This window comes from Nonomuraea pusilla, from assembly GCF_900109355.1.
GTDB classification, from domain to species: domain Bacteria; phylum Actinomycetota; class Actinomycetes; order Streptosporangiales; family Streptosporangiaceae; genus Nonomuraea; species Nonomuraea pusilla.
The window spans coordinates 218,781-237,372 of the sequence record NZ_FOBF01000005.1; the positions used below are offsets into that span (position 1 = coordinate 218,781).

General features: G+C 71.1%; 14 protein-coding genes. 6 read left to right on the top strand and 8 right to left on the bottom strand.

Annotated features, from left to right (window positions below; translation table 11 throughout):
* Positions 1-167 precede the first annotated feature (167 nt).
* Entirely contained in the window at positions 168-1,901 is a 1,734-nt protein-coding gene (locus BMX74_RS12800) for an NYN domain-containing protein (protein WP_055504486.1), read from the top strand.
* Between the two features lie 568 nt (positions 1,902-2,469).
* Here the strand turns inward: BMX74_RS12800 and BMX74_RS12805 are convergent.
* Together BMX74_RS12805 and BMX74_RS12810 are read right to left on the bottom strand one after the other, a co-directional pair.
* A complete protein-coding gene (locus tag BMX74_RS12805; RefSeq protein ID WP_055504487.1) occupies positions 2,470-3,099 on the bottom strand; it encodes a response regulator in 630 nt (209 codons plus the stop codon).
* A 3-nt stretch (positions 3,100-3,102) separates the two neighbouring features.
* Complete coding sequence (locus BMX74_RS12810; protein WP_055504488.1) at positions 3,103-7,263, bottom strand: HAMP domain-containing protein; 4,161 nt, start codon at positions 7,261-7,263, stop codon at positions 3,103-3,105.
* Between the two features lie 486 nt (positions 7,264-7,749).
* On the opposite strand from BMX74_RS12810, the gene BMX74_RS12815 reads away from it, so the two are divergent.
* A complete protein-coding gene (locus tag BMX74_RS12815; RefSeq protein WP_082535117.1) occupies positions 7,750-8,928 on the top strand; it encodes a PP2C family protein-serine/threonine phosphatase in 1,179 nt (392 codons plus the stop codon).
* Positions 8,929-8,999: 71 nt separating this feature from the next.
* Here BMX74_RS12815 and BMX74_RS12820 read toward each other — a convergent pair whose 3' ends face one another.
* From BMX74_RS12820 to rho, 3 genes are all read right to left on the bottom strand, one after another.
* Positions 9,000-10,784 (bottom strand): S9 family peptidase, encoded by a 1,785-nt coding sequence (locus BMX74_RS12820; protein ID WP_055504490.1) that lies wholly within the window; start codon positions 10,782-10,784, stop codon positions 9,000-9,002.
* A gap of 162 nt (positions 10,785-10,946) precedes the next feature.
* The gene (locus BMX74_RS12825) at positions 10,947-11,909 is read right to left on the bottom strand and encodes a putative RNA methyltransferase (protein ID WP_091100404.1); all 963 of its coding nucleotides are present in this window, start codon (positions 11,907-11,909) and stop codon (positions 10,947-10,949) included.
* A gap of 29 nt (positions 11,910-11,938) precedes the next feature.
* A complete protein-coding gene (gene rho / locus BMX74_RS12830; RefSeq protein WP_055504492.1) occupies positions 11,939-13,045 on the bottom strand; it encodes a transcription termination factor Rho in 1,107 nt (368 codons plus the stop codon).
* 355 nt (positions 13,046-13,400) lie between these two features.
* Between rho and BMX74_RS44025 the strand changes: the two genes are divergently transcribed.
* Genes BMX74_RS44025 through BMX74_RS12840 form a run of 3 tightly spaced genes read left to right on the top strand, consistent with a single transcriptional unit; the run spans position 13,401 to position 14,822 of the window.
* The gene (locus BMX74_RS44025; protein WP_176573406.1) at positions 13,401-13,544 is read left to right on the top strand and encodes a hypothetical protein; all 144 of its coding nucleotides are present in this window, start codon (positions 13,401-13,403) and stop codon (positions 13,542-13,544) included.
* A gap of 9 nt (positions 13,545-13,553) precedes the next feature.
* Entirely contained in the window at positions 13,554-14,297 is a 744-nt protein-coding gene (locus BMX74_RS12835; RefSeq protein WP_063792147.1) for an MBL fold metallo-hydrolase, read from the top strand.
* Between the two features lie 27 nt (positions 14,298-14,324).
* Positions 14,325-14,822, top strand: coding sequence for an NUDIX domain-containing protein (locus tag BMX74_RS12840; RefSeq protein ID WP_091100406.1), 498 nt, complete (start codon positions 14,325-14,327; stop codon positions 14,820-14,822).
* Here the strand turns inward: BMX74_RS12840 and BMX74_RS12845 are convergent.
* On the bottom strand, positions 14,781-16,682 hold the full coding sequence (locus BMX74_RS12845) for a sensor histidine kinase (protein ID WP_055504494.1): 1,902 nt from the start codon (positions 16,680-16,682) through the stop codon (positions 14,781-14,783). The two genes, BMX74_RS12840 and BMX74_RS12845, sit on opposite strands and share 42 nt — an antisense overlap.
* A gap of 62 nt (positions 16,683-16,744) precedes the next feature.
* On the opposite strand from BMX74_RS12845, the gene BMX74_RS12850 reads away from it, so the two are divergent.
* Positions 16,745-17,194, top strand: a complete 450-nt coding sequence (locus BMX74_RS12850; RefSeq protein ID WP_256256924.1) for a hypothetical protein — start codon at positions 16,745-16,747, stop codon at positions 17,192-17,194.
* 8 nt (positions 17,195-17,202) lie between these two features.
* On the opposite strand, the gene BMX74_RS12855 is transcribed toward BMX74_RS12850, so the two are convergent.
* Positions 17,203-17,580: a hypothetical protein gene (locus BMX74_RS12855; RefSeq protein WP_091100409.1), complete on the bottom strand. Its 378-nt coding sequence runs from the start codon at positions 17,578-17,580 to the stop codon at positions 17,203-17,205.
* Positions 17,581-17,670: 90 nt separating this feature from the next.
* The gene (locus BMX74_RS12860) at positions 17,671-18,399 is read right to left on the bottom strand and encodes a glycosyltransferase family 2 protein (protein ID WP_055504496.1); all 729 of its coding nucleotides are present in this window, start codon (positions 18,397-18,399) and stop codon (positions 17,671-17,673) included.
* Between the last annotated feature and the right edge of the window lie 193 nt (positions 18,400-18,592).

Below are 18,592 nucleotides of genomic sequence, written 5' to 3' on the forward strand. Positions count from 1 at the left end.
GGTACGGTTCGCGTGAATGGTCCGGCGTGGCGGCGGGCGGGGGTCGAATCGTCAGGATTAACCCTCGCGCGATCACCTGCTTTCATTACCCTGAGAGAGGGCCGCCGAGTCCGGTCTCTGACGGTGCAGAGCCAGCAAGGTCGGACCACCAGGAAAGGGGCGGTTCAGTGGATCGCTGTGCGCTGTTCGTGGACGCTGGCTATCTGCTGGCGGACGGGGCGATGGCCGTGCACGGCACTCGTCATCGCGAGGCCGTCTCCTGGGACTATCCAGGTCTGCTCCAGCTCATGAGCGACGTCTCCCGCGAGCGCACCGGCCTGCCGCTGCTGCGCTGCTACTGGTACGAGGCCACCGTCGAAGGCCGCCGCACCCCCGAACACGACGCGCTGGCCGACCTCCCCGGCCTCAAGCTGCGGCTCTCCCGCATCCGTCCCGGACGGCGCGAGGGCGTCGACGCGCAGGTGCACCGCGACCTCATGACGCTGGCCCGCAACAACGCCATCTGCGACGCGGTCGTGGTGAGCGGCGACGAGGACCTCGCCCAGGTGGTCTGCGACGCCCAGGACCTCGGCATCCGCGTCACCGTCGTCAACATCGCCTCCGACGACACCTGGGCGGCGTCGCGCACACTTCGGCAGGAGTGCGACGACCTGGTCGAGCTGGGCGGCACGCATCTGCGTCCATACGTCAGCCTGGTGTCGGGCGCGGCCGACCCGTCGAACGCACGCCAACCCGTCAGCAACGGGCACGCCACCCACTCCCTGCCCCCGGCGTCGTCCTCGACGCCGATGATCTCGGGGTCGCCGTCGCTGCCGGGCTCCTCCCTGCCGAACTCCCTGCCGAACTCCCTGCCGAGTTCGCTGCCGAGCTCGCTGCCGAGTTCGTTGCCTGGTTCGCCGCAGAACTCGCTGCCCAGTTCGTTGCCGGGGTCGCTGCCTGCGGCTGCGTCGTCGGGCGGCGGGAGCCACGCCGCTCCGTCGTCGTCCTCGGCCTCCTCGTCCCCGGACTCGTCCTCCTCCCCGTCCTCGGCGTCTCCTTCGTCGTTGTCCTCGTCGTCGCAGGGGCACGGTGGAACGCACAGCGGCTCCGCCGGGGGCGCGCACAGCGGGAGCCACGCGGGCAGTCGCAGCGGCAGCCACGCCGGCGGCAGCCACAGCGCGGGGCAGAGCCAGGGCAGTCACAGCGCGGGGCAGGGCCAGACGCCGTCGTCCGACATGTCGGTGACGTCCGGGCTGGGCTCGTCGTCCACGCCGCCCGCGTTGCCCTCCTACTCCGGTTACCAGGCCGACCAGCCGTCGGGCTCCTCGCCGTCGTCGGCTCCCGTGACAGGGCCTGTTCAGAGCGGGTCGTCGTCGGGGTCCTCGGGCTCGTCGTCGGGGTCGCCGAGCACGGGGCAGTTCGCGGTGCAGTCCGGGAGCGGGGGGTACCAGGTCTCCCCGTCCGGAAGCGGGGCGTACCAGTCCGGGCAGTCGGGGAACGGGACGTACCAGTCGCCGCAGTCCGGGAGCGGTGGCTACCAGGTCCCACAGCCGGGGAGCGGCGGGTATCAGATCTCGTCGTCGGGCAGCGGGGCGTACTCGTCGGCGCAGCTCGGGCCGTACACCGGGCCACAGCCCGCCCCCGTCTCACCGCCGCCCGCCGCCACCTCGGGCGCCACCACCCTGGCCGACGCGGTGAAGGCCGCGCACCGGGAAGGGCACGACTTCGGGGAGTCCGTGGCGCGCGACGCGCCGGCGCTCTGGCTGGAAGCGGTGCTGGCGCGCAAGCCGCGCATGCCGTCCGACCTGGAGGCGCGCCTGCTGCAGGGCTCGTCGCTGCCGATCGACTTCCTGCTGCACGACGAGGTCCGCCACGCCCTGCGGCGCGGCTTCTGGGACGCCCTCGAACGCGCCCGCCACTGACCCCGTCCGCCGTTTCTCGCTGAGCAGGCCGCCGGGCTCCGTCACCATGACGGAGGCGCCACCCTGAGGCAGTGCCCCACCCGGCCCCGCGCCGATGAACTGCTGTACGTCCCCATGCCCTGACCCCCGCCCAGCGCCTCGTTCGTAACCGCCGCACCAGCACACGCCCCTGACCTGCGCTCAGCGCCTCGCAAAGCGGCCCGGCACATGCCCTCACCTGCACCGAACCCCTGACCGGGATCGAGGCCGGCCAGGCGACGCCATCACATCGGACCTCCCGCACCGACCCTGCGGCACCAGCGCGCCACATCGGGCCTACCGCACCGGTTGGGTGGTGTCAGCGGCGGTGGCGGGCGTCTCGTACCGGTCGGGGGGCGTCAGCGGTCATGTGTGGCGTCCTGGACCGGTCGGGTGGTGGCAGTGCGGTGCGTTGGATTTCGGTTCCGGTTGGGCGGGGGGCATGGTCCGGTCAGGGGTGGCGGTGGACGGGGGTTGTGGGTGGGGGCGTCAGTGGGCTGCGGCTGGCTTTCGTACCGGGTGGGGGGCGTTGGTGTGGCGGGGGGTTGGGTCAGGAGAGGGCGTCGAAGCCGGCGCGGAGGTGGGAGAGGCGTTCCGTGAGGTCGGTGAGGGGGGCCGAGAGCGCCGGGTCCTGTGACTTGCGGGCCAGTTCCTTCACCCGGGCCAGTTCGTCCTCGACGGCGGTGAGCCGGCGTGACAGCTCCGGCAGGATGGACGACTGGTCGCCCGCCCCGGGCGGTAGTTCGGTGTTGAGCCGGTCGCGCAGCATGGACGCCTGCTCCGCCAGCCGCTTGTTCATCGTGTACAGCTCGGCGAACACCGACACCTTGGCCCGCAGCACCCACGGGTCGAACGGCTTGGTGAGGTAGTCGACGGCGCCGGCCGCGTAGCCGCGGAAGGCGTAGTCGGGGGCGCTGTCGACGACCGTCAGGAAGATGATCGGGATGTTCTTGGTGCGTTCGCGCCGTTTGATGTGGGCGGCGGTCTCGAAGCCGTCCATGCCGGGCATGCGCACGTCGAGCAGGATGAGCGCGAACTCGGTGTTGAGCAGCGCCTTGAGCGCCTCCTCGCCGGACCTGGCGCGTACGGGCACCAGGTCCAGCGAGCTGAGGATGGCCTCGAGGGCGATGAGGTTCTCTTCCCGGTCGTCGACCAGGAGGATCTTGGCGCGGTCGGCCATGGATCACGACCCTTCTGTGGGCGAGCCGGAGCCGGCGCCGCCCCGGCCTCGGCTGAGCCAGCCGCGCAGCCGTTCGAGCAGGCGGTCGACGTCGACCGGCTTCGGCACGTAGTCGGACGCGCCGGAGGCGATGCTCTTCTCCCGGTCACCCTGCATCACCTTCGCGGTGAGCGCGATGATCGGGAGGTCGGCGAACTGCGGCATGCGGCGGATGGCCGAGGTGGTGGCCCAGCCGTCCATCTCCGGCATCATGATGTCCATGAGGACGAGTGCGACGTCCTCGTTCCTTTCGAGCTGTTCGATGCCTTCGCGCCCGTTCTCGGCGTAGACGACGGTGGCGCCGTGCCGTTCGAGGACGCTGGTCAGCGCGAAGACGTTGCGGATGTCGTCGTCGACGATGAGGATCTTGGCTCCGTCGAGCGGGTCGTCGCCCTGCCACTGGGCGACTTCGGCCGGGGTCTCGACGAGTTCGGGCAGGGGCAGGTCGAGCGGCACGGGCGGCTCGGGCGCGGTGCTGGCGGGCTCCTCGGGGGCCGACACGAGAGGTCTGCGTCCGTCGAGGGCGCCGAGCGGCCCGGTGTAGGCGGCGGGCAGGTACAGCGTGAACGTGCTGCCCTTGCCGACCTCGCTGTCGACGTGGATCTCGCCGCCGAGCAGGCGCGCGATGTCGCGGCAGATGGCGAGGCCGAGGCCGGTGCCGCCGTACTTGCGGCTGGTGGTGCCGTCGGCCTGCCTGAACGCCTCGAAGATGACCTCGCGCTTGTCGGGCGCGATGCCGATGCCGGTGTCGATGACCTGGAACGCCAGCAGGTCGGGCGCCTGGTAGAGGCTGTCGTCGCCGAAGGAGACGCCGGGCGGCGCCGGGACGACCCGCAGCTTCACCTCGCCCTTCGGCGTGAACTTCACGGCGTTGGACAGCAGGTTGCGCAGCACCTGCTGCAGGCGCTGCTCGTCGGCGCGCAGCTCCTGGGGGACGCCGGGGTCGATCTCGACGCCGAACGTCAGCCCCTTGTCCTGCGCGAGTGGCGCGAACGAGGCTTCCAGCAGTTCGAGCATCTTGGACAGCGACATCTGGATGGGGTGGATGTCCATCCGGCCGGCCTCGACCTTGGAATGGTCGAGCATGTCGTTGATGAGCTGGAGCAGGGCGGACCCGGCGCCGTGGATGGTGCGGGCGAACTCGACCTGCTGCGAGGTCAGGTTCCCCTCGGCGTTCTCGGTGAGCAGCTTGGCGAGCACGAGGAGGCTGTTGAGCGGCGTGCGCAGCTCGTGCGACATGTTCGCCAGGAACTCGGACTTGTACCGGGAGGACACGGCGAGCTGTTCCGCGCGCTCCTCCAGGGTGCGGCGGGCCTGCTCGATCTGGAAGTTCTGGATCTCGATGGCCCGGTTCTGCTTGGCGAGCAGCGCGGCCTTGTCCTCCAGTTCGGCGTTGGACCTGCGCAGTTCCTCCTGCTGCCGCTGCAGCTCGTCGGAACGCTCCTGGAGCTCGCGGGTGAGCCGCTGGGACTCGGTGAGGAGGTCCTCGGTGCGCGAGTTGGCCATGATGGTGTTCATGGTGACGCCGATGGTCTCGACGAGCTGCGTCAGGAAGTCGAGGTGCACCTCGCCGAACTTGGTGAAGGAGGCGAGCTCCAGCACGCCGAGGACGCGGTTCTCGAACAGGATGGGCAGGACGACGATCTGCGCGGGCGTGGACTGGCTGAGCCCGCTGTCGATCGTGATGAAGCCGGGCGGCACCTCGTCGAGGATGATGGGGCGGCCTTCGGCGGCGGCCTGGCCGACGATGCCCTCGCCAATGGCGAACCGCTGGCGCGGGCCCTTGCCGGGCCGGACGCCGTAGCCGCCGATGAGCTGCAGCTCATGGTCGCCTTCGGGGTCGATGCCGTAGAAGGCGCCGTACCGGGCGGACACGAGCGGGGTGAGCTCGCTCATGGTGAGCTTGGCGACTTCGAGCAGGTCGCGGTGGCCCTGCATGAGCCGGGAGATGCGGGCCAGGTTGGACTTGAGCCAGTCCTGTTCCTGGTTGGCCTGGGTGGTCTCGCGGAGGTTGGCCACCATCGAGTTGATGTTGTCCTTCAGCTCCGACAGCTCGCCCTGCGCCTCGACGGCGATGGAACGGGTCAGGTCGCCGCGCGCGACGGCGCTGGTGACGGTGGCGATGGCGCGCACCTGGGTGGTGAGGTTGCCGGCCAGCTCGTTGACGCTCTCGGTGAGCCGCTTCCAGGTGCCTTCCAGGCCCTCGACGCGGGCCTGGCCGCCGAGCCTGCCTTCGGAGCCGACCTCGCGGGCGACGCGGGTGACCTCGGAGGCGAACGACGACAGCTGCTCGACCATCGTGTTCATGGTCGACTTGAGTTCGAGGATCTCGCCCTGGGCGTCGACGTCGATCTTGCGGGTGAGGTCGCCGTTGGCGACGGCGGTGGTGACCTGGGCGATGTTGCGCACCTGGTAGGTCAGGTTGTTGGCCATCGAGTTGACGTTGTCGGTGAGGTCCTTCCAGACGCCCGACACGCCCGACACCCTGGCCTGGCCGCCGAGCTTGCCCTCGGTGCCGACCTCGCGGGCCACGCGGGTGACCTCGTCGGCGAAGGACGACAGCTGGTCGACCATCGTGTTCAGGGTGTCCTTGAGCTGCAGGATCTCGCCCTGCGCGTCCACCGTGATCTTCTTGGACAGGTTGCCCTGGGCGACGGCGGAGGAGACCGCCGCGATCTGGCGCACCTGCGAGGTGAGGTTGTTGGCCATCGAGTTGACGTTGTCCGTCAGGTCCTTCCAGACCCCGGACACGCCGCGTACCTGCGCCTGGCCGCCGAGCTGCCCCTCTGTGCCGACCTCGCGGGCGACGCGGGTGACCTCGGAGGCGAACGACGACAGCTGCTCGACCATCGTGTTCATGGTCGACTTGAGTTCGAGGATCTCGCCCTGGGCGTCGACGTCGATCTTGCGGGTGAGGTCGCCGTTGGCGACGGCGGTGGTGACCTGGGCGATGTTGCGCACCTGGTAGGTCAGGTTGTTGGCCATCGAGTTGACGTTGTCGGTGAGGTCCTTCCAGACGCCCGACACGCCCTTGACCTCGGCGCGGCCGCCGAGCTTGCCCTCGGTGCCGACCTCGCGGGCGACGCGGGTGACCTCGTCGGCGAAGGACGACAGCTGGTCGACCATCGTGTTCAGGGTGTCCTTGAGTTCGAGGATCTCGCCCTGCGCGTCGACGGTGATCTTCTTGGACAGGTCGCCCTTGGCCACCGCCGTCGCCACGGTCGCGATGCTGCGTACCTGGGACGTCAGGTTGTTGGCCATGAAGTTGACGTTGTCGGTGAGGTCCTTCCACACGCCCGACACGCCGCTGACCTGCGCCTGGCCGCCGAGCTGCCCCTCTGTGCCGACCTCGCGAGCGACGCGGGTGACCTCCTCGGCGAAGCCGGAGAGCTGGTCGACCATCGTGTTGACGGTGTTCTTCAGCTCGAACATCTCGCCGACGGCGTCGACGGTGACCTTGCGGCTCAGGTCGCCCTTCGCCACGGCCGTGGTGACGACCGCGATGTCGCGCACCTGGGCGGCGACGCGGGACGACATGGTGTTGACGGCCTCGGTCAGGTCGCGCCAGCTTCCCGACATGCCGCGCAGGTTCGCCGCGCCGCCCAGCCGGCCCTCGGTGCCGGCCTCGCGCGCCACCCTGGTGACCTCGGAGGTGAACAGGGCGAGCTGGTCGACCATGCCGTTGATGGCCTTGCCCAGGCGGCGCACCTCGCCGCGCGCCGACCTGTCGAGGTCGATGCGGCGCGACAGGTCGCCCTTGGCCACCGCGTCGATGACGTCGGCGGCGCCGGTGACCGGGCTGACGAGCGCGTCGATCAGCGTGTTGACCGACTCGACGCCTTCGGCCCAGGCCCCGACGCCGGGGCCGGGGGTGAGCCGCTCGCCGAAGCGGCCCTCCTTCACGACTTCCTTGCGTACTCTCACCAACTCGTTCGCGAGGTGCTCGCGGCGGTCGGCCACCTCGTTCAGCAGCAGCCGCACCTCGCTGAGGATGCCCGGCGGCGCGTGCGGCACCCTTCGCCGGAAGTCGCCGTCGCGCCAGGAGAACAGCGTCTCCAGGATCGGGACGAGATCGGACTCGGTGTACGTCCGCTCCTCCGGACCGGCGGCCTTGGCTGTGGTCATGGGGCCTCCTTCACCCGCGGCTGGCTCCGGCGAGTGATGCAAGTCTGTCACGATCAGTAGCTCGTAGTCCTGTCCTTGGATTTACCCCAAGTCAACGGGAAGTGTGGTAGGCACGGGAGGATGACTGGTACTCCCCAAGCGGTGTTGGCCGCGACGTTCGCGCCTGGTGAAACCGCTGTGACCGCTGCGATGAGGTTCACCCGCGAGGTGATGACCGCGTGGGCGACCGGGAGTGTGACGCATGCCGCGGAACAGGTCGCGGCGGATCTGGCGGAGCAGGTCACGGACCAGCCTTTTGAGGTTATTTGGAAGCATTTTGGCACCGCTGTTCAGGTGGAGCTGCGGCAGCGCGGCACCTCCCACAGGGATCCGAAAGCTCCTTCCACGACAGTAGAGGAATGGGGAGTCACCTTCACCGGCGATTCCCATGTCCATTGGGCAAGACTCACGCTACCTGGCTCGACCGAGCAGGTCACACAGGAATGGATGGAGGAGACCGCCAGGGGGCCGCACTGGCTGGGCTTCCTCGCCGACGCCAGTGACCTGCTCGCCGGCACGCTCGACCCCGACATGGTGCCCGCCATCATCGCCCAGATCGTCGTGCCCAGGCTGTCGAACTGGTGCGCCGTCTACACCTCCGACAGCGACGTCGGCCCGCTGCGCCTGGTCTACCTCTGGCACGCCGACGAGGCCAGGATCGACGGCCTGCGTGAGCGCCTGTCCGAGGTCGAGATCGGCGACGCCGAGACGCGCACCACGTCGCTGGCGCACGTCGCCGACTCGCAGGTGCTGGCCGTGCCGCTGGTCGCACGCGGGCGCAGCCTCGGCCTGATGTGCCTCGGCAGGCCCGACCGCTTCCCCGACGACGTCATCCAGTTCGCCGAGGACATCGCCAGGCGGGCCGCGCTCGCCATGGACAACGCCCGTCTGTACGCCCAGCAGGCCGCCGCCAACCGGGCGCTGCAGCGCAGCCTGCTGCCTCCGAACGAGCCGGAGGTCCCGGGGCTCGACTACGGCGTCATCTACGAGCCGGCCGGCGAGGTGAACGAGGTCGGCGGCGACTTCTACGACCTGTTCAAGGCGGGCGACGACTGCTGGCGCTTCGCGATCGGCGACGTGTGCGGCACCGGCCCGGAGGCGGCGGCCGTGACCGGCCTGGCCAGGCACACGCTGCGGCTGCTCGCCCGCGAGGGCTACGGCGTCGCCGCGGTGGTCGGCAGGCTCAACCAGGCGATCCTGGAGGAGGGCGAGCGGGCCAGGTTCCTGACGCTGCTCCACGGCGACATCACCCCGGTGGAGACCGGGCTGGAGGTGCGGCTCGTCTCGGCCGGGCACCCGGAGGCGCTCCGGCTGCGGCCCACGGGCGAGGTGGAGGCGGTGACGACGCCGCAGTCGCTGCTGGGCGTCTTCCACGAGGTCTCGTACGACACCGACACCATTCACCTCGACCACGGCGACGTGCTGCTGGCCGTGACCGACGGCGTGACCGAGCGGCGCTCGGCCGGGCGCCTGCTCGACGACGACGGCGGCCTGGCCAAGCTCCTGTCGGAGTGCGCGGGGCTGTCGGCCCGCGCGGTGGCCGAGCGCATCCGCAGGAGCGCGGCCGAGTTCGCGGCCGAGCCCAGCGCCGACGACCTGGCCATCCTCGTGCTCCGCGCCCGCTGACGCCCCGCCGGCACAAGCCGCCGCCCGCTCACCCCTCCCGGCACGAGCCGCGCCCGCTGACCCCGCGGGCGTCAGTGGGGGGCGGGGCGCAGGGGGAGGCCGCAGTGCTTGCGGGCGAAGTCGAGCTGCACCTCGATCTGCGCGATGCGCTCGGACACGACGTGCGACCCGCGGATCGCGTCGTAGGTGTAGACCTCGTGCTCGCGCCCGTGCTCGGCCAGCCTGGCGACGTACTTCTCGATCTGCCGCAGCGGGCAGCGGGTGTCGTTCTCGCCCGCGAGGATCAGCACGGGGCTCTTCACCTGGTCCACGTACGTGATGGGGGAGCTGGCCGCGTAGCGGTCGGGCTGCTCGTCGGCGGAGCCGCCGAACAGGGCCCGGTGGTAGGCGCGCAGGCTCTCGGCCTCGTCCTCGTACGACGTCTGGTGGCAGGCGATGGGCACGGCGGCGATGCCGGCGGCCCACACGTCGGGCTGGGTGCCGAGGCCGAGCAGCGTGAGGAACCCGCCCCAGGCGGTGCCCGCGATGACGGTCCTGGCCGGGTCGGCGACGCCGCGCTCGACCAGCCGCTCCCGCACGGCGGCCACGTCGGCCAGCTCGATGTGGCCGACGTCGCCGTGCAGCGCGTCGCGCCAGGCCGAGCCGTAGCCGGACGAGCCCCGGTAGTTGACCCGTACGACGGCGAACCCGGCGTCGACCCAGGCGGCCACCTCGGGGGAGAAGGCGTCGCGGTCGTGGGTGTTGGGGCCGCCGTGCAGCAGGAAGACGGCGGGGAAGGGCGCGTGCCCCGTTTCGGGCCTGGACAGCAGCGCGTGGATGCGCCCGCCGGGGCCCTCGACGTCGAGGTCCTCGACGGGGACGCTGGGCGGCGCGGGCGGCCCGGGGGAGTTGAGCACGACCTGGCCGTTGCTCGACCTGATGACGGGCGGGCGGGAGGCGCTGGACCAGGAGTACTCGACGTGGCCGCCGGGGCGGGGCGCGGCCGCGTCGATCACGCCGTGCGGGGTCTCGATGCGGCTCAGTACGCCGCCGGCCAGGTCGTAGCGGTGCAGGTGGCTGCGGGCGCGGTCGTCGCGCAGGATCAGCAGGCCGCGGCCGTCGTGGTACCACTCGGCGGACAGCTCGCCAGGGTCCTTGAGCCAGATCTCGCGCTGCTCGCCGGTGACGGGGTCCCAGACCAGCGGCTCCTGCCGGTGCCGGCGCTCGTGCAGGGCCAGCAGGCGGCGGTCGCCGGCGACGGGGGCGAAGCCGAGGCCGAGCACGCCCTTGCCGGGGCCGTCGTGCAGCTCGCCGACGGTCTCGCCGGACGGCCTGACGACGCGGAGCGCGGGGTGGCGGAAGTCGCCGTACTCGCCGTGGTTGATGGCGATGAGCTGGCCGTCGAGCGACATGTCGGCGACCCAGGCGGCCTCGGCGTTCTCGTACAGCAGCAGGGGCGGCTCGCCGGGGCGTACCAGGTGGATGGTGAACACGCCGTCGGCGGCGAGGCTGATGGCGGCGAGGCCGGTGGCCGACAGCGAGAGGCCGCCGGGCTGGCCGGGCGCGAGGCCGGGGGCCACGAGTTCGTCGGGGCCGCCGGTGAACGGCTGGCGCCACCAGACGCCGAACTCGTCGCCGTCGGTGTCGGCGAACCAGTAGATCCACTGGCCGGTGGGATCGAGGGCGGCGTGGGCGGTGCCCTTGGGCCGGTGGGTGACCTGGCGGGTGACGCCGCTGGCACGGTCCCAGGCGTAGACCTCCCAGGTGCCGGTGGCGTTGGAGCGGTAGATGGAGCGGTTCGGGGCCTGACGTGCCCACGACGGCAGCGTGGTGCGCGACGCGCGGAACCTGGCCTGCCAGCGTTCCTCCGCCTTCATCCGGCGCGCCCCCTCCCTGTGTAGCCCCACGCGTCGGGGCGTGGGTCGCCGTCCAGTATTGCGCCTGTGTCGGGGAAATACCCGAAGAATGTGGGGGAATTTCGGGACTAAATGCCCCATCAGTAACACCAGTCGCGTACACCAGTCAAGGAACAACCTTGATCAAGGCGTTGATTCGAAGATAGACAGGTGGAAGGCAGCCTGCACTGCTACTTTTTCCTGTCTTTTCGCGACATTGTGGGATAGAAATCTCCCGATTCGCTCGTCAAGAGCGGCCGAGTCCGTGTGCCACGCGCTCGGTCCCATCTGCACCACCTCGGCGATCTCGTCATGTTCCAGCTCCATGTCGAACTCGACCGTCCTCCGGTCCACCTCGGCGAACCCCTGCAGGCTGCGCGCCACCCGGCGCTCCTTCTCCTCGTCGACGGAGAGCAGCCCGAGCTCCTCCACCAGCGGGCTCAGGTGGGCCCTCGCGGGCGTGACCACCACGAGCGCCCCGCCGGGACGCAGGACGCGCAGGAACTCCGGCCCGTTCCTCGGGGCGAACACGTCGATCACCACGTCGGCCACGCCGGACCTGATCGGGAGCGGCCGCCACACGTCGGCGACCAGCGCCCCGGCCCGCGGATGCGCCCGCGCGGCCCGCCGCACGGCGTGCTTGGACACATCGAACGCGATGCCGACGGCCCTCGGGACGGTGTCCAGCACGGCCGCCAGGTAGTAGCCCGTGCCCGCGCCCGCATCGACGACCACCGGCGCTCCCGCCCCACGGTACGCCCTCATCCCCGCGCCGTCCCCGGAATCGGTGGACGATTCACGTTCGGTTGGAGCGGTCTCCTGCCCGGCCCGCTCGCGCACGGCGCGAGCCACGGCACGAGCCACGGCACGAGCCACGGCACCGGCCAGCGGCGCGTAGTGCCCGGCCTCGAGGAACGCCGCGCGGGCCGCCACCATCGCCGCCGTGTCGGCCGTGCCGGGCGGCCGCGAGCCGACGAGCAGGCTCACGTACCCCTGCCTGGCGACGTCGAAGGAGTGCCCCTGCCCGCACCGCAGGGCGCCGCCCGCCGACACGACGTCCTCACCGCAGACGGGACAGCGCAGGTATCGGACGATGTCATCGAGCATCCGCCCATTCTCCCCCGGGCCGTACCGGGTCAGACGCGCGCCGCCTCCAGCAGGAACGCGGCGTTGGAGGACGTGGAGCGCAGCCTGCCGACCAGCGCCTCCATGCCCTGGTGCCGCTCCAGCGCGCCGAGGCTGCGGCGCAGCAGCCAGATCGCCTGCCGCTCTTCGGGGTGGAGCAGCATCTCCTCGCGCCGGGTGCCGGACGCGCCGAGGTCGACCGCCGGGTAGACGCGGCGTTCCGCCAGCTCGCGCGTCAGGTGCACCTCCATGTTGCCGGTGCTCTTGAACTCCTCGTACAGGTTGTCGTCCATGCGGGAGCCGGTGTCGACCAGCGCGGTGGCGAGGATCGTGATGGAGCCGGCGCCCTCCAGGGCGCGGGCGGCGCCGAACAGGCGCTTGGGCGGGTAGAGCGCGGCGGCGTCGATGCCGCCGCTCAGCACCCGGCCGCCGCCGGGCGCGAGGTTGTTGTACGCCCGGCCGAGCCGGGTCAGGGAGTCGAGCAGGATCACCACGTCGCGTCCCGACTCGGCGAGGCGCTTGGCGCGTTCGACGGCGAGTTCGGCGACGGCGGTGTGGTCGCGGTCGGGATGGTCGAAGGTGGAGCTGAAGACCTCGCCGCGCACCCTCGCACGCATGTCGGTGACCTCTTCAGGACGCTCGCCCACGAGGACGACCATGAGGTGCACCTCGGGGTGGTTGCGGGTGATGCCGGCGGCCAGCGCCTGGAGGACCATCGTCTTGCCGGCCTTGGGCGGGGCGACGATGAGGCCGCGCTGTCCCTTGCCGATGGGCGTGAACATGTCGATCACGCGGGTGCTGAGCGACTCGGTCTCGACGCGCAGCCGTTCGTGCGGGTGCACGGGCACGAGGTCGGCGAAGCGCGGGCGGTCCCGCCAGTCGGCGGAGCCGTTGACGGACTCGACGGCGGCGAGCCTGCCGCCCGCGAAGGCGGCGACGACGTGGTCGCCGGGCCGCAGCCCGAGCCGTGCGGCCCGGTCGGCCGGCAGCCGGGCGTCGCCGGGGCCGGGCAGGTGTCCCGCCCGGATGAACGCGGAGGAGTCACGCACGTCCAGCAGGCCGCTGACCTGGTGGACGGGCGCGTCCGAGCGCTGTTGAGGAATGGTGTGAACAGGCATGACGCACCCCTTCTGGGGGAGAGCGCGCCGAAGTGGATCGGCGGGCGGTGAGAAGAGAGGAGAGCCGGGGCCCCAGTGGGGCGGGACTCGGGAAGATCGGCGGAGCTGAAGCTCGACGCCTGGTGGCACGGTACCACACGGTCTTGTCCACTCAACGCCTAGCCCTCTTGAGCTATTCCCGGGGCATTCTCGTGTCTTGCCCGGCGATCGGCACCCCCCTGTCGTAACAATGTTCTTCTCGACACCGTTCAGGCAGGAAGCACGGCCGTCAGGCCATGACAAGCGGCGTGCAGGGTCCCTGCAACTCGGTGAGGGTTCCATAGAGCCACAGCAGCAGCACTCCTTGGGGGACACCATGAAGACCAGCACCCGTTGCCCGCGGTGCGAGCACGAGCTCGACGAAGGCCCGATCATGTACCGCTGCGCGCACTGCCGCCGCGCCGTCTACGCCGCCGACCTCGAGAACGAGTACGTTCCGCGTCCGCGCGTCGCCGCCTAGTCTGGCGGTATGCCACACCAGCCGGCCATCGTGAGCGGCGTCGAGGTGACGCCGCTGTGCGACGCGGTGGGCCCCATGGGCCCCTCGATCCGCCTCCCGCTCGCGGAGATGTTCCCTGGAGCCGCGCTCCGCGACGACGAGCCGTGGGTCCTGCACTTCCACTGCTACCTCCTGCGCGACCGGGCGGGCCGGCTCACCCTGGTCGACACCGGCATCGGGGCCGCCGACTCGCCGGCGTCGAGCTGGGCGCCGGTGCCGGGCACGCTGCTCGGTGAGCTGGCCGCGGCGGGCGTGTCGCCCGCCGAGATCGGCACGGTCGTCCTCACCCACCTGCACAGCGACCACGCGAGCGGGGCGGTGAGCGACGGCCGTCCCGTGTTCGAGAACGCCAGGTACGTGCTCCAGCAGGCCGAGTTCGACGCCGCCAGGGGCCCGATGCTGGAGCAGGTGCTCACGCCCATCAAGGGCCAGGTGCACCTCGTCGAGGGCGACGCCGAGGTGGCGCCCGGCGTACGCGTCCACCTCGCGCCCGGCCACACGCCCGGGCACCAGATCGTCAGGGCCGGAGAGCTGGCCGTGACCGGCGACCTCGTCCTGCACCCCGTGCAGCTCGACGACCCCGCCGTCCGCTACGTCTACGACGGCGACCAGGAGGCCGCGGCCCGCACCAGGGCCGACGTGCTGTCGGGGCTCAGGGCCGAGCACGCGGTCCTCGCCACCGCCCATTTCAGCGAGCCGTTCGTCCGGCTGTGAGCCGCGCCTGGCGTTACCGTGGATGCGATGGATGACTTCTGGGCCACGGTCAACCGTGTCATCACGGGGGCTGCGGCGTACATCACCGACGAGCGGGGCCGCGCGCTGCTCGTCAAGCCCAACTACCGCGACCACTGGGCGTTCCCCGGCGGCATCATCGACGCGGGCGAGCACCCCGCGCAGGCGTGCGCCAGGGAGGTCGCCGAGGAGGTGGGCCTGGACCTGGAGGTCGGCAGACTGCTCACGGTGAGCTGGGTGCACGACCTCAAGGCCACGCCCTACCCGGTGGTCCACTTCCTGTTCGACTGCGGCGAGATCCCGTCCGACACGGCGATCACGCTCCAGGTCGAGGAGCTCGACGGCTACGGCTTCCACACCCTGGACGAGGCCGCCGTGCTGCTGCCCGCCCACGCCCACCGGCGGCTGCTCGCGGCGGCGGCCGCCAGGGAGTCGGGCGGGATGGCGTACCTGCCGCCCGCCGACCTACCGCCCGCTCAGCACGGGCTGGTCGGCCAGGAGGGTTGACGGCAGGTTCACCCGCGCCGTCAGCCCGCCGTACGGCGAGGGCAGCAGGGCCACCTTGATGCCGTGCCTGGCGGCGAGCCTGGCCACCACGAACAGGCCGAGCCGGTCGCTCTGCGCGAGGTCGAACTCCGGCGTCTGCTCCAGGCGCTCGTTGAGCTCGTCCAGTTCGGCCCGGGGCAGGCCGAGCCCGCGGTCCTCGATCTCGACGGCCAGGCCGTGCGGGGTGGTCTCGCTGCGTACGTCCACCCTGGTCCTGGGCGGGGAGAAGAGGGTGGCGTTCTCGACGAGCTCGGCCAGCAGGTGGGCGACGTCGGTGACGGCCGAGCCGACCAGCGCCGCCTGCGGCGGCTGGAGCACCTCCACCCGCTCGTACTCCTCCACCTCGGCGACGGCGGCGCGCAGCACGTCGAGGATGGGCACCGGGTTGCGCCAGCCGCGCGCCGGGGTCTGGTCCGACAGGATGATCAGGCTCTCGGCGTGGCGGCGCATGCGGGTGGTGAGGTGGTCGAGCTTGAACAGGTCGGCCAGGATGTCGGGCTCCTCGGTGGCCCGCTCCATGCCGTCGAGCTGGAGGAGCTGGCGGTGGAGCAGCGACTGGTTGCGCCTGGCCAGGTTGACGAACACCTGGTTGACGCCCTGCCTGAGCCTGGCCTGGGTGAGCGCCGCCTGCACGGCGGTGGACTGCACGCTGTTGAACGCCTGGACGATGTCGGCGACCTCGGCGGTCTCCGTCGCCACCTCCAGCGGCGACACCTCCTCGGGCGTCGGCGGCCTGGTGTTGGTGCGCAGGCGTTTGACCAGGTTCGGCAGGCGTACCTCGGCCAGTTCGGTGGCGGCGTCGCGCAGCCCGGCCAGCTCGCGGACGAGGCGCCCCCGGAAGCGGAACGACAGCAGCAGCGACGCGACGACGGCGAGCAGGCCGAAGCCGCCCGCCACGCCGACCTTGACGAGGATGCCGACGGCGGTCGGGGTGACCCGGTCGATCGTCTCCTTCACGGCCTTGGCCTGGGCGCGTTCGAGCGACCGCCACACGTTCTGACCGTCCACCGGCCAGGTGGCCGCGGCGGCGGGGAGCCCGGTGGCGGCGGCCTGCCGCCTGATCGCGTCCTCGGTGGCCGTGAACTCCTTGTACGCGGGGGAGGCGGTGACCTTGTCGAACGGGGCCCTGGCCTCCCGGTCGAGCTGTGAGAGGGCCCGGGAGAACAGCAGCCGCCTGGTGGCGACCATCCCGCCGAACGCCTCGCGCACCTCGGGCTCGACCCTGCCCTCGTCCAGCACCATGGCGATCACGGCGCGTTCCCTGGAGACGATCTCCTTGGCCTCGCCGAGCATGGTCACCGCCTTGGCGTGGCGGTACAGGGCCATGTCGGGCACGAGCACCATGGCGTCGTACATGCGGAAGGAGGCGTCGACGATCTGGTTGTAGGCGTCGATGACGTCGAGCGGCGCGGCCTTGCCGCCGTCCACCTGGGCGCGGATGTCGCGGAGCCGGCTGAGCCGGTCGACGAGGACGTCGAGCTGGGCTTTCATCTCCGGCGAGATGCCGCGCTGGCGCCTGGCCCGGTCGAGGAAGAGCGCGACGGACCTGTCGGTCGCGCCGCGCTGCCCGGCGAGCGCGGCGGCGCCCTCGCCGGTGAGGAGGAGCTCCACGGAGGACAGCCGCTCCTGCTGCAGGTCGATGTTGACCTGCTCGGACGGGTTGGCGAAGTTCTTCGCCAGGTCGTCGATCTCCAGCAGCCGCAGCCCGCCGCCAGCGGTCAGGCCGGCGGCGTACACCCAGAGCCCCACGAGCGACAGCAGCGGCACGGACAGCAGGATGAGGAGTTTCAGCGCTATGGGACGGCCACGCGTGGGGGGCATGCGACCTCCGGGTGCATGATGAGAGCGCCTCGCAGATTACACCCCCCTTTGGAAGGATTTCTGTGCCTCTGCCGCGTCTCCTGCGTCTCCCGCGGTCCTTCTCCGGCTGGACGATGGCCGTCTTCGGCGTCCTCGCCTTCGTGCTCGGCCTGGTCGGCCTGATGGCGCCGGGCGTGCTGCTGACCATGCTGGGCTTCGAGGTGGTCCAGGAGCGTCCCCCGGGCGACTACACGCTCGTCTACATGGCCGCCTCGTCGATGGCGGCGGTCAACATGGGGGTGTACTACGTGTTCGCGGCCTCCGCGGACTACACGCCGTTCTTCCGGTGGACGGTGCCGTTCAGGCTGGTGACGTTCACCGTCTTCACCACCCTCGTGGTGACGGGGGCGGCGCCGCGGGAGTTCTTCGGCGTCGGGCTCTGGGAAGGGCTGGGGGCGCTCGTCACCGGGTTCGCGCTGTGGCGCGAGGGCAGGCTGCTGCCCCCGCGCCACGCCGCCGCCGAAGCCTCCTGATCACCTGGTCACCGGGTCCTGGTGATCGTGTCGTGGTCGGGTGCGGTGTCGCCGCCCGCCACGAGCCGGTCACCGGGGACCTGCTCGCGTTCGAGCCGCCGCTCCAGCTCGCGCTTCTCGCCCTCCAGCCTGGCCACCTTCTCCGAGGCGCGCGTCCTGGCGGCGCGCACCTCCCTGCGGTGCCTGGCGGTGCGGCGGGAGCCTGCCGCCAGCAGCCACAGCCCCAGCAGCAGCGCCGCGCCCGTCGCGGCGCCCGCCAGGAACATCCCCAGGTCGTCGAGGACCACCGTGTAGCCGAACAGCGTGTACGTGGAACCCTCCTCGGTCGCGACCAGCGCGGCCGCGCCCGCGGCGAGCAGGACCAGGACGACTCCCAGTAACATCATCCAACTCACCCCTTGTCGTCGGGAGAGCAGTTCACCTGCCCGGGCTCCGCCGCGATATGCGCGAAACCCCCGACGTACAAGGGGATCCCGTCACTTGGCGAGCGCCACCTGGGTCTGCGGCGCCGCCGCGGTGCCGCGGGCCCGCTCGCGCACGATCGTCTTCAGCACCCGCCAGCCGTCGCGCACCGCGTGCAGGTTGCTCTCGCCGTGGATCCGGCAGCGCTCGTGGCTCGGCACCTCGCTGATGACGAGCCCGGCCTGCGCGGCGCGGACGTTCATCAGGGTCTCGATCTCGAATCCGTCGCAATCGAGCTGGAGGGCGTCGAGGTGCTTGGCCCAGAAGGCGTTGTAGCCGTAGCACAGGTCGGTGTAGCGGGTGCCGTACAGCAGGTTGGTCAGGCCCGTGAGGACCTTGTTGCCGAGCGACCTGATGGGGCTCAGGTCGTCGGAGCCGCCGCCGGGGGCGTAACGGGAGCCCTTGGCGAAGTCGGCGCCCTCCATGAGGGCCGTCACGAACGCGCCGATCTCGTGGCCGTCGGTGGACCCGTCGGCGTCGATCATGACGATGATGTCGCCCGTCGCCGCCTGGAAACCCTCGATCAGAGCGTTGCCCTTACCTCGGCGGGTCTGGGTGACGACGCGCAGTCCGGGGCGCAGCCCGCGCGCCACGGCGACGGTGTCGTCGGTCGAGTTGCCGTCGACCAGGATCACTTCGTCGATCCATTCGGGCAGCGTTGCGAACACGTGGGGCAGGTTCTCGGCCTCGTTCATCGCGGGGACGATGACGCTGACGCTCGCGGCGAAGGGCTGCTTGTTCATGGGACCACAGTTCTCTAGAGCGCATGCAACCCGCTTGACACTGCCTTGCAGAGATCACGGTTATATGTGACCCCAGGTGACAACCGCCTGGTCGGAGCGGTGAGGATCTCGCCGGACGCCTCCGGGGCGAGCACCGCCGCCCCGGACGGACGCCCGCCGATCAACTTGATAAAGAGCCCGAAATCCCGCCCAA